Origin of the sequence: Zoogloea ramigera (assembly GCF_006539865.1) — a bacterium.
GTDB lineage: Bacteria > Pseudomonadota > Gammaproteobacteria > Burkholderiales > Rhodocyclaceae > Zoogloea > Zoogloea ramigera.
The window spans coordinates 1-13940 of the sequence record NZ_BJNV01000091.1 but is presented as its reverse complement, the minus strand read 5'-3'; the positions used below and the strand labels follow the sequence as shown (position 1 = coordinate 13940).

14 protein-coding genes are annotated in these 13940 nt (G+C 70.9%); 3 read left to right on the top strand and 11 right to left on the bottom strand.

All coding sequences use genetic code 11. The features are described from left to right. Window positions 1-132: 132 nt before the first annotated feature. Together ZRA01_RS18170 and ZRA01_RS18165 are read right to left on the bottom strand one after the other, a co-directional pair. Window positions 133-633 (bottom strand): hypothetical protein, encoded by a 501-nt coding sequence (locus ZRA01_RS18170; protein WP_141354787.1) that lies wholly within the window; start codon window positions 631-633, stop codon window positions 133-135. Between the two features lie 142 nt (window positions 634-775). Next, window positions 776-1321 (bottom strand): hypothetical protein, encoded by a 546-nt coding sequence (locus ZRA01_RS18165; RefSeq protein ID WP_141354786.1) that lies wholly within the window; start codon window positions 1319-1321, stop codon window positions 776-778. Window positions 1322-1496: 175 nt separating this feature from the next. On the opposite strand from ZRA01_RS18165, the gene ZRA01_RS18160 reads away from it, so the two are divergent. The 3 genes from ZRA01_RS18160 (at window position 1497) to tssA (ending at window position 5630) form a co-directional block, all read left to right on the top strand. Beyond that, window positions 1497-3416: a B12-binding domain-containing radical SAM protein gene (locus tag ZRA01_RS18160; RefSeq protein ID WP_141354784.1), complete on the top strand. Its 1920-nt coding sequence runs from the start codon at window positions 1497-1499 to the stop codon at window positions 3414-3416. Between the two features lie 197 nt (window positions 3417-3613). Beyond that, entirely contained in the window at window positions 3614-4429 is an 816-nt protein-coding gene (locus tag ZRA01_RS18155) for an alpha/beta hydrolase (protein ID WP_141354783.1), read from the top strand. A 136-nt stretch (window positions 4430-4565) separates the two neighbouring features. Beyond that, window positions 4566-5630, top strand: coding sequence for a type VI secretion system protein TssA (tssA, locus tag ZRA01_RS18150; RefSeq protein WP_141354782.1), 1065 nt, complete (start codon window positions 4566-4568; stop codon window positions 5628-5630). A gap of 98 nt (window positions 5631-5728) precedes the next feature. Here tssA and ZRA01_RS18145 read toward each other — a convergent pair whose 3' ends face one another. From ZRA01_RS18145 to tagF, 9 genes are all read right to left on the bottom strand, one after another. Continuing rightward, window positions 5729-7084, bottom strand: a complete 1356-nt coding sequence (locus ZRA01_RS18145; protein WP_141354781.1) for a sensor histidine kinase — start codon at window positions 7082-7084, stop codon at window positions 5729-5731. A gap of 19 nt (window positions 7085-7103) precedes the next feature. Further along, window positions 7104-7769, bottom strand: a complete 666-nt coding sequence (locus ZRA01_RS18140; RefSeq protein ID WP_141354779.1) for a response regulator transcription factor — start codon at window positions 7767-7769, stop codon at window positions 7104-7106. A 3-nt stretch (window positions 7770-7772) separates the two neighbouring features. After that, the gene (locus ZRA01_RS18135; protein ID WP_141354778.1) at window positions 7773-8087 is read right to left on the bottom strand and encodes a PepSY domain-containing protein; all 315 of its coding nucleotides are present in this window, start codon (window positions 8085-8087) and stop codon (window positions 7773-7775) included. Window positions 8088-8144: 57 nt separating this feature from the next. Continuing rightward, window positions 8145-8684, bottom strand: coding sequence for a cytochrome b/b6 domain-containing protein (locus tag ZRA01_RS18130; protein ID WP_141354777.1), 540 nt, complete (start codon window positions 8682-8684; stop codon window positions 8145-8147). A 37-nt stretch (window positions 8685-8721) separates the two neighbouring features. Continuing rightward, window positions 8722-8979: a PepSY domain-containing protein gene (locus ZRA01_RS18125; protein ID WP_141354775.1), complete on the bottom strand. Its 258-nt coding sequence runs from the start codon at window positions 8977-8979 to the stop codon at window positions 8722-8724. A gap of 197 nt (window positions 8980-9176) precedes the next feature. Further along, complete coding sequence (locus ZRA01_RS18120; protein ID WP_141354774.1) at window positions 9177-10583, bottom strand: FAD-dependent oxidoreductase; 1407 nt, start codon at window positions 10581-10583, stop codon at window positions 9177-9179. 15 nt (window positions 10584-10598) lie between these two features. After that, entirely contained in the window at window positions 10599-11813 is a 1215-nt protein-coding gene (locus tag ZRA01_RS18115; protein WP_141354773.1) for a c-type cytochrome, read from the bottom strand. Between the two features lie 270 nt (window positions 11814-12083). Then, window positions 12084-12848 carry an OmpA family protein gene (locus tag ZRA01_RS18110; protein WP_170183023.1) on the bottom strand — a complete coding sequence of 255 codons (765 nt, stop codon included), beginning with the start codon at window positions 12846-12848 and terminating at the stop codon, window positions 12084-12086. A 2-nt stretch (window positions 12849-12850) separates the two neighbouring features. Next, window positions 12851-13940, bottom strand: a 1090-nt coding sequence (gene tagF / locus ZRA01_RS18105) for a type VI secretion system-associated protein TagF (protein ID WP_307724356.1), incomplete at its 5' end; no start/stop codon positions are given.

Here is a 13940-nt window from a genome sequence, read left to right as displayed (position 1 = left end):
CTTCAGTCGCCCGCGGACTCCGATCCAAGGCATGCCTTTGATCAACGCGCGGAGGGCGACTGAAGTCGCCCCTACAAAAAACCCCTGCAAAGCCCCTGCAAACAGAGGCCCGCTGCCGGGGCGTCGCTTGATCTACTCGGCGTCGGGGTCGATCGCCGGGCCCTTGCCGCTGCGGTCCACCAGCGGCATCTTGAGGCCCGGTTTCTTGAACGACATGGCATCGTGCAGCGGCTTCATCGGCCCGGCCCGCCCGGCGAGGTCGAAGACCACGTAGCCGTCGATACAGCCCGTAAACAGGAAGCCCTTCAGCCAGGTCTCGTTGTCGCGGCATTTCTCGAGCAGGCTTTCCAGGCGGCTGATGCGCGGGCGCAGCTCGTCGATGCTGAGCAGGTCGCCGCGGATCTCGTCCAGGTCCACGTCGGTATCGATGAGCACGTCGCGGTCCTTCACCATCACGTCGACGGCCTTGCGGCAGAAGGCCTCGGCGCGGGTCGAGAAGGGGATCTGCCAGGCCCTATCCTCGTCGGTGATGTCACGGAGGGCCATGAACTTCTCCTCCAGCAGGCTCAGGGCCTTGTCGATGGCTTTCCAGTCGGCGTCGCTCAGATCGAAGGTGGCGCGGTAGTCTTTCATGGCGGGTCTCCAGCGGGGGTTGGGTCGGTTTGAATACGCCCGCCCGGCCTGCAGGGCGGGCGTGGCAAGACGGGGCAAGGCAGCAACTCAAGCATGGGCCGGGCGCCCGATGCGGCAGACAGATCGGGGCCGGCGTCGGGCCTCAGGCCCCGCTGCCGGGGTCCGGCTCATCCGGCTCATCCAGCTCATCGTCCACCAGCGAGGTGTCTTCGATATCGCCCAGCAGGGTCTTGATGCGGGAAGTACGCATTTCGACCGTCGCCTCCTTGATGCGCTTGAGCGCCCCGCCCCTACCGCTCCGCTCGAGCGTGAGCTGGCCCATCATGCAGCCATCGTAGGCTTCACCGCCGATGGCATTGACGTTGGACTGGCCGCGGCGGTAGAGCTCCCGCAGGCGGCGCAGCCGCGGGCGCAGCTGGTCGATGCTGAGCAGGTGGCCGCGGATCTCGTCCAGGTCGGTCCAGGGGTCGTCGACAAAATGCACCCACTCCTTGCGCAACTCGCCGATGGCCCGGCGGGTATAGGCCTCGGCGGACGGATCAAAGGGGAAGCAGCCCTCCTCCGCCTCCTCGACCGGCTCGTCGAGCATCGCGAACTTCTCTTCGAGCAAGGCCAGGGCATCGTCGATGGCCTTCCATTCGCTATCGTCGAAATCGAAGGTGGCGGTGAAATCGTAGTCGTCGTGCATGGCGGCCTCCAGCGGAATCAAAACGGCGGGCGCCCTGCAAAGGCTGCCCCGACACCTGGGAGTGTAGGCCAGAAAAAGCCGCCTGAGTATGTTGTCGGTCTTTCTTCGGCACACAAAAAACCGCGCTGCGGCGATCCGCTATCATTGGCGCCCCGTCCGCCGTCGGCCTGCCGCCATGACTGCCTCCACCGCCGCCCCCCTCACCGCCCCCCGCGTGCTGTCGCTCATCCCGCCGATGACGCAGCTCAACACGCCCTACCCGTCCACTGCCTACCTCACCGGCTTCCTGCGCTCCCGCGGCGTGGACGCCCGCCAGGACGACCTGGCCCTCAGGCTGGTGCTGGAGCTCTTCTCGCCGGCCGGGCTCGACGCGCTGCGCGACAAGCTGCGCGCCATGCCGCCCAAGAAACGCTCGGCCACGCTCACGCAGTTCGACGCCGAGTTCGACCGCTACCGGGCCACCGTCACGCCGACGCTGGCCTTCTTGCAGGGCCGCGACCCGACCCTCGCCCACCGCATCACCAGCCGCATGCTACTGCCCGAGGGGCCGCGCTTCGCCTCGCTCGACGTGTACTACGACCCCGACGGCGGCGACCCGCTGGCCTGGGCCTTCGGCGCGCTGGGGGTGCAGGACAAGGCCCGCCACCTGGCCACGCTCTACCTCAACGACCTCGCTGACGTGCTGCGCGAAGCCGCCGACGAGCGCTTCGAGTTCGTGCGCTACGCAGAATCGCTGGCGATGGCCCAGCCCAGCTTCGAGCCCCTGGCCCGGGCGCTGGCCGCGCCGCCCACGCTGGTGGACGAGACGCTGCAGCGCCTCACCCTCGACACCCTCGCCCGCCACGCGCCCCAGGTGGTGCTGCTGTCGGTGCCCTTCCCCGGCTCGGTGTATGCCGCCTTCCGCATCGCCCAGACCATCAAGGCGGCCAACCCATCCATCGTCACGGTGCTGGGCGGCGGCTTCGTGAACACCGAACTCCGCGAGCTCACCGAGCCCCGCGTGTTCGACCATTTCGACTTCATCACGCTGGACGACGGCGAGCGCCCGCTGCTGGCGCTGCTCGAACACCTGGCCGGCAAGCGTGGCAAGTCGCGCCTGGTGCGCACCTATTTGCGCGAGGAGGGCCAGGTGCGCTACCTCAACCTCGCCGAACCCGACATCCCCTTCGCCGAGGTTGGCACGCCCACCTGGGACGGCCTGCCCCTCGACGGCTACCTGTCGATACTCGACATGCTCAACCCGATGCACCGGCTGTGGTCCGACGGGCGCTGGAACAAGCTCACCGTGGCCCATGGCTGCTACTGGAAGAAGTGCAGCTTCTGCGACGTGAGCCTCGACTACATCGGCCGCTACGACACCGCCAGCGCCGAGCTGCTGGTCGACCGCATCGAGGCGGTGGTGGCCGAGACCGGCCAGACCGGCTTCCATTTTGTCGACGAAGCCGCGCCGCCCAAGATGCTCAAGGCCCTGGCCGACGAGCTCGCCCGCCGCGGCCGCACGATCTCGTGGTGGGGCAACATCCGCTTCGAGAAGTCCTTCACCCCCGAGCTCTGCCGACAGCTCGCCGACAGCGGCTGCATCGCCATCTCGGGCGGCCTCGAGGTGGCCTCCGACCGCCTGCTCAAGCTGATGCAGAAGGGCGTCTCGGTGGACCAGGTGGCCCGCGTCACCAAGGGCTTCTCGGACGCCGGCATCCTGGTGCACGCCTACCTGATGTACGGCTTCCCCACGCAAACCGTGCAGGACACCGTGGACGCCCTCGAGTACGTGCGCCAGCTCTTCGACGCCGGCTGCATCCAGTCGGGCTTCTTCCACCGCTTCGTGTGCACCGTGCATTCGCCGGTCGGCCAGAAACCCGAGGATTTCGGCGTGCGCCTCAAGCCGCTGCCGCCAATCAGCTTCGCCAAGAACGACGTCGGCTTCATCGACCCCACCGGTGTCGACCACGACGCCCTCGGCGTGGCCCTCAACAAGGCGCTGTACAACTACATGCACGGCATCGGGCTCGACCAGGACGTGCGCAGCTGGTTCGACATGAAGGTGCCGAAGACCCGCGTGCCGCGCAACTTCATCAGCCGGGCGCTGGGCTACTGAGCCCGGCCATCCCAAGGGGCGACTTCAGTCGCCCGCCGAGCTTGATCGATGACCTGCGCCGCTTCCGCCGACACCCCCAGCACCCTGCGCCCCGGCTTCCCCTTCCGAGCCCAAGCGGGTAAGGTCGGCCCGGAACTCGACAGCTGGCGCGCTGCCCAAGCCGCTGCCTTCAATCCTCCCCCGTCCGACGCGCCACCATGTCTGCCCACCCGCTCAAGATCCACCACCACCCCGCCAAACGCCCAAGCCAGCGCCCGCCCCTGCTCTTCGTGCATGGTGGCTACACCAACGCCCGCTGCTGGGAGCACAACTTCATCCCCTACTTCCAGCAGAAGGGCTACGACTGCCACGCGCTCGACCTCTTCGGCCACGGCGAGAGCGGCGGGCACGACCAGCTGCACGACTTCGGCATCAAGGACTACGCCCGCGACGTCGCCCACGCGGTGGCCGAGCTGCCGGCCAGGCCGGTGCTGATCGGCCACTCGATGGGCACCCTGGTGCTGCGCAGCTACCTGTCCGGGGCCCCCGACGCCGCCGCCGGCGTGGCCCTGCTGTCGCCCGTGCCACCCACCGGCACCGGCGGCTCGGCCAGTCGGCTGGCCCTGCAGCAGCCCGACTTCTTCGCCGAGCTGCCCAACGTGCTCGCCGGCAAGCCCACCGCCAACACCCTCAAGGTGATGGCCAGCGTGTATTTCTCGCCCGACGTGCGGCCCGAGGACACCCTGCAGTTCATGCCGATGATCGGCAATGAATCCGACCAGGCTGTCGCCGAGATGGTCACCCTGCCCTTCGCGGCGGCCACCCGCACGCCCCAGCTGCCGACCCTGGTGATGGGCGGCAGCCACGACGCGCTCTTCCCGGCCTCGATGCTGTTCTTCACCGCGCTGCCCTGGCGAGCCAGGACGGTCACCATCGACCGCGCCGGCCACATGCTCATGCTCGACCCCCAATGGCCCCAGGCCGCCGAGGCGCTGGGCAGCTGGCTCGACAGCCTGCCGCCGCGGGCGGCTTGAGGGCGGCGGCGACTGTAGATGCGGCTGCAACGCACAAGGCCTGTCACGACGCGGTCCGCACCGTTGCCTCCGCGATCCCGCTGACGCCCCCGGCAAATGCCATTAAACTAGGCGTTCGACATTCGAGGCGAACACCATGGACCACGCCGGCCTGCTCCAGGCACTCCCCTTCCCCGACCAACCCTGCGGCGACGACCTGAGCTTTTCGGCCGCCTTCGACCAGATCCAGGAAGCCCGCCGCTTCGACGACCCCACCCTCGCCCAGGGCGAGTGGGTGACCGACGTCAAGGAGGCCGACTGGCGGGGCGTGATCAGGCTGTGCGAGGCCCTGCTGGCCACGCAGACCAAGGACCTGCGGGTGGCCGGCTGGCTCACCGAAGCCCTCGGCCGGGCCCACGGGCTGGCCGGCCTGGCCGACGGCCACGCCCTCACCGCGGCCCTGTGCGACGCCTTCTGGGACGACATCCACCCCCAGCCCGAAGACGGCGAGCTCGAACAGCGCATCGGCGCCCTCGACTGGCTGCTCGCCCAAACCACCCGCCTGCTGCGCGACATCCCGCTGACCGCCTCGGCCAAGGGGCGGTATTCCCTGGCCGACCTGGAAGCCGCCCGGGCCAACGCGCGCAACCCGGGCAACGACGAGGACAGCGCCCGGCCCAGCCTCGACGGCTTCGACGCCGCGCTACGTGACACCCCGGCGCAGCACTTCAGCGACGGCCTACGCGACGCGGAGCGCCTCAAGGCCGCCCTCGGCAGCCTGCAGGCCACCCTCGACGTCCGCCTGGGCGACGCCGCCCCGGCCTTCGGTCCCGCGCTCGACGTGCTCGACGATGTCACCCGCAACCTCCGGCGCCACGCCCCCGCGGCCGCCACCCCCGCCGCAGAAACCGCCAGCCTCCCCGCTCCGGCATCGGCCGAGGCCACGCTCCGCGAAGCCCCTGCGGCTTCTGTGGCAACTGCAGCCACTGCGGCCGGCGGCCCGCCGCGCAACCGCGACGAGGCGCTCCGCCAGCTCGAGGAGATCGCCGCCTTCTTCCGCCGCACCGAACCCCACAGCCCGGTGGCCTACCTGGCCGAGAAAGCCGCCCGCTGGGGCAACATGTCGTTGCACGAATGGCTACGCAGCGTCGTCCGGGACGACTCGGCGCTGCTGCGGGTCGAGGAGCTCCTGGGGGTCGAAGAGCGGGCTGGCGGCGAGTAGGGGCAGCCACCACCGTCCGGCTGTGCCGCCGTGACGCCTACCGGTGACAACCCCTTGCCCGCCGCCGTCGATGCGGCAGCAGGCCTACGGCGTGCGCCTCAGCCCGCCACCGGCAGGCTCACCTCCACCCGCAGGCCACCCAGGCCCGCCGAGCGGCCGAAGCGGAGCGTGCCGCCGTACTGGGCAACGATGTCGCTGACAATCGCCAGCCCCAGGCCATGGCCGGGCCGGCTCTCGTCGGTGCGCAGGCCGGCCGTGCCGAGCTGGCCGAGCAGCGCCTCGGGCACCCCCGGGCCGTCGTCCTCGACGCTGAACACCAGCTGCCCGCCGGCGCCGGCTGGCGCGACCTGCACCCGCACGCGGCCCTGCGCCCACTTGCAGGCGTTGTCGAGCAGGTTGCCGAAGAGCTCGAGCATGTCCTCCCGGTCCACCGGCAGGGCTTCGTCGGGGGCGTCGAGTTCGATGCTGATGTGGCGCTCGGCGTGCAGCCGCTGCAGCACATCGACGAGCACCGCCAGCTGGCCGCGCACCTCGAAGCTCGACCCCACCGGGCCGCCGCCCGACAGCCGCGCCCGGTGCAGCTCGCGCGCCATCGTCTCGCGCATGGTGGCGAGCTGGGCGTGCAGCCGGGCCGCCAGCGCCGGATCGCCGCGGCGGCCGATCTCGTCGGCGTCCTGGGCAAGCACCGCCAGCGGCGTCTTGAGGGCGTGGGACAGGTTGCCCACCGCGTGGCGGATGCGGGTGAGGCGCTGGGTGTGGTGGTGGGCGAGCCGGCTGACCGCGTCGAGCATGGGCTGGACTTCGGCCGGCGCGGTGGCGTCGATCGGCACCACCTCGCCGCGCTCCAGGCGCCGGCAGGCGGCCACCGCCTCGTCGAGGGGCGCCAGGCCCTGCACCAGCACCCGGCGCTGCAGGATCAGCAGCAGGCCCAGCGCCAGGGCCAGCGCGATGAAGGTCTTGAGGCGGAAATCGGCGATGGCGGCGTCGATGGTGGTGACGTCCTCGGCCACCACCAGCGTCACCGGCAGCCCGCCGCCGGCATCGGGGAAGCGCGCGGCGAACACCAGCAGCGCCTGCCCGGCCGGGCCGTCACCGCGCTGGACGCGCTCCACCGCGCCGCCGAGCTCCGGCATCGCGATGTCCTCGTCCCACAGCGAACGGGAGCGGATGAGCTGCTCGCCCCGCTTGATCAGAAAGTAATGCCCCGACAGCGGCAGTTCATACACCGGCCCCACGCTGCCCATCGTGGCCGGGTCGATGCGCGGGCCCGGCGCGGCGGCGACGGCGTCGAGCAGGCGCACGTAGAGCAGGTCGGCGTCGTGGTGGAGGCGCGACAGCACGTAGTCCTCGACCAGCCGGCGCGGGAAATCCTGCAGGCTGACGGCCAGCAGCGCGCCGGCGGCGAGCAGCACCAGCGCCAGGGTGACCGACAGCCGCCGCCGCAGGGACGTCATCGCCCGCACCCCAGCCGCCTCACGACTGGCCGCGGAAGAGATAGCCCTGGCCGCGGCGGGTCTCGATGCGCTCGTTGCCGAGCAGGATGCGCAGCCGGCACACGTAAACCTCGATCACGTTGCTGTCGCGCTCGGCGTCGAAATCGTAAACGTGCTCGGCCAGATGGCTCTTGGAGTGCACCACGTCGGGGTGGCGCATGAAGTAGCGCAGCAGGCGGAACTCGGTAGCGGTGAGCGTCTGCTCGCGGCCGTCGGCGTCCACCAGCCGCTGGCGGCCTTCGTCGAGACGCCACTTGCCGACCTGCAGCTGGGGCGCCTGGGCCGGCGCGGCGCGGCGCAGCAGGGCCTGGATGCGGGCCACCAGCTCTTCCATGTGGAAGGGCTTGCCGAGGTAGTCGTCGGCCCCGGCCTGCAGGCCCTCGACCCGCTCGGCCCAGCCGTCGCGGGCGGTCAGCACCAGCACCGGCACCCGGTTGCCCGCCGCCCGCCAGTCGCGCAGCACGGCCAGGCCGGGCTTGCCGGGCAGGCCGAGGTCGAGCACCACCGCGTCATAGGGCTCGGTGGCCCCCAGATGGGCGCCGTCGATGCCGTTGGTGGCCAGATCGACGGCGTAGCCCTGGCTGGCCAGGTGACTGCGCAGGCCCTGGCCGAGGGCGTCGTCGTCCTCCACGATCAAGAGGCGCATCGGTCACTTCTCCCGGTGGCTCAGCACGGCGCCGGTGGCCGCGTCGAGCTCGAGCTTGTGCACCTTGTTGGCGTTGTCGATCAGCTTGACCTCGTAGATCAGCCGGCCGTGCTCGCGCTCCAGCTCGAGCACGACCACCTGGCCCGGCTGCAGCTTGCGGCTGCGCATCAGGATCTCCTCGGCCGGCAGGATCTTGCCGGCTTCCCGCAGCTGGCGGACCTCCTCGACGCGGGGCCGCTCGCCGGCCACCGCGGTGAGGGCGAAGGACACCGTGCAGGCGAGCCCGCCAACGATGAACAGGTGGGGAAGGGATTTCATGGCTTGAATCCTCGCAGGGCTTGGAAAGAGGGCAAAGGCGAGCAGCATGGGCAGGGTTCAGCGCCCGCGGCGCACCTTAACGCCGGTGATCATGGCGCCGATCAGGTTGGTACCTTCGAGGCGGCCGACCACCAGGGCCGCCGCCGCATGCAATCCTGCCAACCCGAGCAGCGCCGAGGCGAGCCCTTCGTGCAGCTCTTCGAGCCACTCGTCGCCCCAGAACATGTCGGTCGTCTGCAGGTAGCCGGTGAAGCCCAGGGACAACACGAGGGCCATCAGGGCGAGCATCATCAACGCACCGAAGGGATTATGGCCCACATGGTGCTCGGGCTTGCCGGCGAGCAGGGCCGCCAGGTGCTGCCGCAGCCGCGTCGGCGTCGGGAAGAAGTCGGAAAAGCGTGCGTAACGGCTGCCGACGAAACCCCACACGATGCGCGCCGCAACCAGCGCGCTGGCGGCGTAGCCTATCCACTGGTGTGGCGCCTCGCCCTCCTCAACGAGAAAGTTGAGGAACACGCAGGCCACTAGGCTCCAGTGGAAGATGCGCACGAAGAGGTCCCACACACGGACGGGCGGGCTGGAGATGGGCTGGCTCATGGCGGGGTCTCGCGCGGCTGGCGGTTGGAGGCGGGCTTCAGCGGGACGCCACGACGGCGCCGGTCTGGGGGTCGAAGTAGATCTCGACCTTCTGGCCCCCCTTGTCGAAGCCGTAGATCTCGTAGCACTGGCCCTTGCTGACCTTGAAGATCTTGATCTGGTAGCCCTGGGCCTCGAGCCGGGCCTTGAGGTCGCCCTCCTTCATCCACTTGTCCTGGGGCACGGTGCAGGTGGGGGCGGCCACGGCGGTGCCGGCGAAGAGGGCGGTGAGCAACAGGGCGGACAGGGCTTTCATGGGGATCTCCAGGTTCGGGTCGGGGCGCCTCGGCGAGACGTTGGAGCCATTCTCGCTTCCCCCACATGAACGGAAGCTGAAACGGGCCACCATTCAGGACATCGGCAAGCGTCGGCAGCGAGGCCATGGGTAGCGCCAAAGCGCAACAGCCCAGGCCGCAGGGCGTGGGCTGTTGCAGTCCGGGGCGCGCTTCCCGGTCAGCCGAAGCTGTCGCCCATCAGCGTGTTGAACCAGGTGGTCATCTGGCGGAAGTTGCCGCTGCTGACGCTCGCCGATTCGATGGCCGTGGCGCCCACGGTGTTGCCGCCGTTGGCGGCCAGCACCATCTTGCGGTTGGCGCCGTCGTACTGATACACCGCGGTGAGCCACGAGGCGGTGCCGGCGGTGATCGGCGAGTAGCAGGCCGAGTTGGCGACCGGCGCCGGGTCGGGCTGCTGGCCGGCGAGCAGGCGGACGATGGCGTCGGCGCAGATCTTGGCTTCCTGGTTGGCCACGTGGCCGGCCTTGGGCAGGCCGCAGCTGGCCGCGTCGCCGATGACGTGGATGCCGGCCTGGGCGGTGGATTCGTAGCTCAGCACATCCACCACGCACCAGCGCCCGTCGGCGCTGTTGTTGAGCCCCGCCGCGGCCAGCCAGCCGCCGGGGCTGGAGCCCGTGGCGCGGTGCGGCGGGATCGGGTTGACCGCCTGGGCGGCTATCACCTGCGGGTTGCCCACCGCGTCGAGGTAGCTCACGCGCCGGCTCACCGGGTCGATCTGGATGCCCGTCACGCCCGCCTCGTAGCGGATGACGCCAGCGTGGGTGACGCCGAAGGCATGGCTGAAGGTCTCGCGCTCGGCCTGGATGGTGGCGTTCTCGTCGAGGACGATGACCCGGGAGCCGGCGCCCCGGTAGGTCTTCAGGTAGTCGGCGACCAGGCAGGCCCGCTCGTAGGGCCCCGGCGGGCAGCGGTAGGGCGCCTTCGGGATGGTCATCACGAAGCTGCCGTTCTGCATCGCGGCCAGCTGGCTGGCCAGCAGGCTGGTCTGGGGGCCAGCCTGCCAGGCATGGGGCGTGCGGGTGGCGTAGTCGGCCTGGGTGAGGCCGTAGGCGTCGGAAAACTCGACCCCCGGCGCGACGACGAGCCGGTCGTAGGGCAGGCTGCTGCCGTCGGACAAGGCTACCGTGCGGGCGGCGGCGTCGATGGCGACGACCCGGGCCGTCTTCACGCCGACGCCATACTTGGCGGCCAGGCTGTCGTAGCCGTAGTCGAGGGTGGCGATGTTGCGGCTGCCGTTGAGCACCAGGTTGCTCATGATGTTGGAGGTGTAGCGGGCGGCTGGCTCGACGAGGGTCACCTGCAGGCCGGTGCCGCCCCACAGGCGCAGGTACTTGGCGGCCGTCGCGCCGGCCATGCCGCCGCCCACCACCACGATGCGGGCGTTCAACCCGGTGTTGGCAGGGGTGAAGCTGGTGTTGGCGCTCTCTTCGTAGTGGTTGTCGCTGTCGTCGTCGTCCGAGTCGGCGAGGGCGAGGCGGCCGATGCCGCCGAGCATGCTGGTGCCGAGGGCGGCGCCGGCCAGCAGCAGGAGGCGGCGACGGGAGGGAATGGCTTTGATGGGCATGGAAGTCTCCGGTCCTTACTGCTTGAGGTAGGCGATGATCGCGTCGAGCTGGGCGCTGGTGTAGCCCTGGGCGTGGGCCGCCATGATGTCGCTGCGGGCGGACTTGCGGAGGTAGTCCCGCACCTCGGCGGCGTCCGAGCCGCGAATGCGGTCGAAGCCGCCGACGCCGCCGGTGCCGTGGCACTGGAAGCAGTTGGAGGCCAGCAGCCGGCCGGCCGTGCTGGGCGCCTGGTTGACCGTGGTGGCTGTGCCGGCCCGCCGGGTGAAGGTGTTGATCGCCTCGGTCTTGCCGCCGACGCCGGCGAGGCCGCTGTAGGCGGTGGCCCCGTTGCGCTCGTCGAGGCGGGTGGCCGCCTGGCTCAGGCTGTATTCGCCAGAGCTCTCCATTTCGTGGCGGATCTGGTCCATGGCCTTCAGGCTGGCCTTGGCGCTGGCGCGGCCGCCCTGGCTGCGCAGGGCTGCCTGCAGGGTGTCTTCGACGGCATCGGCCAGGGCCCGGGCGGCGCTGGCTTGATTCACGCTGGCCCGGGCGACGATTTCGCCCACGGTGGCGGTGCCGTTCTGGGCGACGATGACCGTGGCGAGGGCGCGGAGCACCCGCTCCTGCGCCTCGTGGGCCGTCTGGCTACCCTGATTGGCGCTGGCCAAAAGCTGCACGGCCCGCTGCAGGGCCACCTGGCGGGTGTACAGGCCGGGCTGGTTGGCGAGCACCGCGACGGGGTCGGTGGCCAGGTCTGCCACCGTGAGCCCGAGGGCCGCCGCTACCTTCGCGCGCGCGTCGTCGAGGCTCAGGCCCTGGGCCACCAGGGCATCCACGAGGCTGGTGAGGGGCGACACGAGCTGGCCAGCCCGGGAGCCGTCGGCGCGGGCCGTGAGCATGCCGGTGAAGGCATAGCCGGTGTCGGTGTCGACGCCGCCGGTCACGATCACCCGCATGCCCAGGACGGGGCTCGAAACCTGGCTGTAGTCGAGGCTGTAGCGGCCATTGGCGTCGGTCGTGGCGGTGGGCTCGCCGGTATCGGCCAGGCCGTTGCCGTTGACGTCGAGGAACACCCGCGCACCCTGCAGGTAGCCGTCGACGGCGGTGCCGGAGAGAGTGGTGGCCGAAGCCTGGGAGCGGGTGTCGGCACCGCCGCCGCCCCCGCCGCCACAGGCGGTGAGGGTGACGGCCAGCGCACAGCCGAGAAGTTGCGGCCACGGGGGCCGGGCGCACGTTGAAGGCTTCTGCATGGGGAGACCTCGCATTCCGGGGGTTGTCGTTGCTGGGGTGATCTTGCCGGGCGATTATCAACACCCAGCCTTAACCCAGCATTAATGATGCTCGGATAGATTCGGCCTGCCCTGCACCATTATGGGTAATGCGGTCTGGGGCCGCTGCGGCGTTGCATCGGACGATGCCGGCATGCGTCAGCCGGCAGCCGGGGCGTGCCGGGCCCCCGGTGCGTGGGATCGGCGGGTGCCCGGGTGGCGAGGGCGTGCGCGGTGGCGGGCCGCGCCGGGTCAGCCGTTGAGGCGGAACTCGATGCGCCGGTTGCGGGCGCGTCCTTCGGCTGTGTCGTTGCTGCCCAGGGGGCGGTCGGGGCCGGCGCCGGAGGTGCTGAGCGAAGCCGCGGGGATGCCCTTGTCGATCAGGTAGGCGCGCACGCTGTTGGCGCGGGCCAGGCTGAGCTCCACGTTGGCCTCGCGCTTGCCGGCACTGTCGGTGTGGCCGATGAGCTGCAGGCGGGGCGTGCCGATACGCTTGATCGCCTCGGCCATCTCGTCGAGGATGCGGCTGCCTGCCGGGGTGAGCCGGGCCGAGGCGGTCTCGAACTCGACGACCCGGTTGGAGAGGGTCTTGTCGAGCACGCCCTGCCCGCCCCCGGCCACCACCAGGCCGTTATCGATGGTGTAGGTGGGGTTGAGCACCGTGGCCATCTCGGAGACCACCTGCTGGCGCAGGGCCTCGTTGGCCACATTGCCCTGCAGGGCGATCCGGGTGCCGCTGACCTGCAGGCGCCCGCTGTGCACCTGCCGGAGCCGCTCGGAGAGCAGGCGGGTCATGTTGTCGGCCCAGTTGGGGGGTGGCACGACGCCGCCCACCTCGAGCCGGTCCACCACGTTGGCGGCGCCGTAGAGCTCCCGCAGCTTGCCGAGGATGGCGGCCCGGGCGGCCTCGTCGGGCACCGTGCCGGCGGCGATGAGCTTGCCGGCTTCGTCGGGCTGGGCCAGGGCTGGCAGGCTGAAGTGCAGCAGCAGGGCGGCCAGGACGGCGTGGATTTTCATGCTCACTCTCCCAGAAAGACTTCGCGGAAGCTATTGACGACGAGTTCGAGCCCGATGCCCGGCTGGGCAAGGTAGCTCGCCAGCCGGGCAACGCCAGGCTCGTGGGTGAGGGCCGGCTGGGTGTCTATCCATTCAGGGTCGACCAGGCGGACGGCCTGGGCCCCGGCCGCTGCCGACGGCACCAGCGCATTCCGCAGGGTGTCGGCGGCGGCCCCGCGGAAGCCGATGAACAGGTGGGCCGGCGCCCCGCCGCAGGGGATCAGCACCTGCAGCTCCAGCCCGGTGCGGCGCAGGAAGGCGCTGACCAGGTACAGCCACAGGCCGGCCACCTGGCGCGCCGCCCGCGGCTCGGCCGGAAGGGGCAGGATCAGGTCCTTGTCGATGCCGAGCGTGGGCTGGTCGAGGACCGGGCGCATCAGCAGGCCGATCGCCAGGATCACCCGCGCGACGGCTTCGGGCCGCGTGCCCAGCAAGTCGGCGAGGGCGGAGAGGCTGCTGCGGCGCACGAAGGCCCCCAGCGGGTCGCCCTGGATCGCGGTGTCGAAAAGCGCGCCGCAATCGACGGCCTCGAGCCCGCCCTGCCAGGCTGCCGGCGCGGCCCCGGCCACCGCCGACGCCGCGTGGCCCGCCAGCTGCCCCCAGGCCTCGACGAGGCCGCAGGGCGCGCAGCGGAACATCAGGGTGTCGTCCCGCTCCACCGCCGCGGCGGCGAGGAAGGGAAAGCGCCGGCCGGAGGCATCGACGCTCGGCCGCAGGTGGCCCACCACCGACACCCCGCTGCGGGCGCCGACGAAGGCGAAGTCGATGGGGCGGGCCGCGTCGTAGGCGGCCTTCCAGCCCGGGTCTTCGGCGAGCAGCTCCATCGCCCCCGACACCCAGGCGTCGAGCGTGGCGATCAGCGGGTGCTGGCCGGCCCCCTTGACGAAGTCGCCGCGGCCGGGGACCTTGCCGAAGAAGGTCGCGGATGCGTCGCCCCCCCGGCTCATCGCGCGCCCCCCGCCGTGAGCTGGGCGATCGGCACCGCGGCCGGCGCCGGCGGCGCGGGCACGGCCCCGGCAGGTGCCGCGGTGGCCCCAGCGCCCACCGCGACGG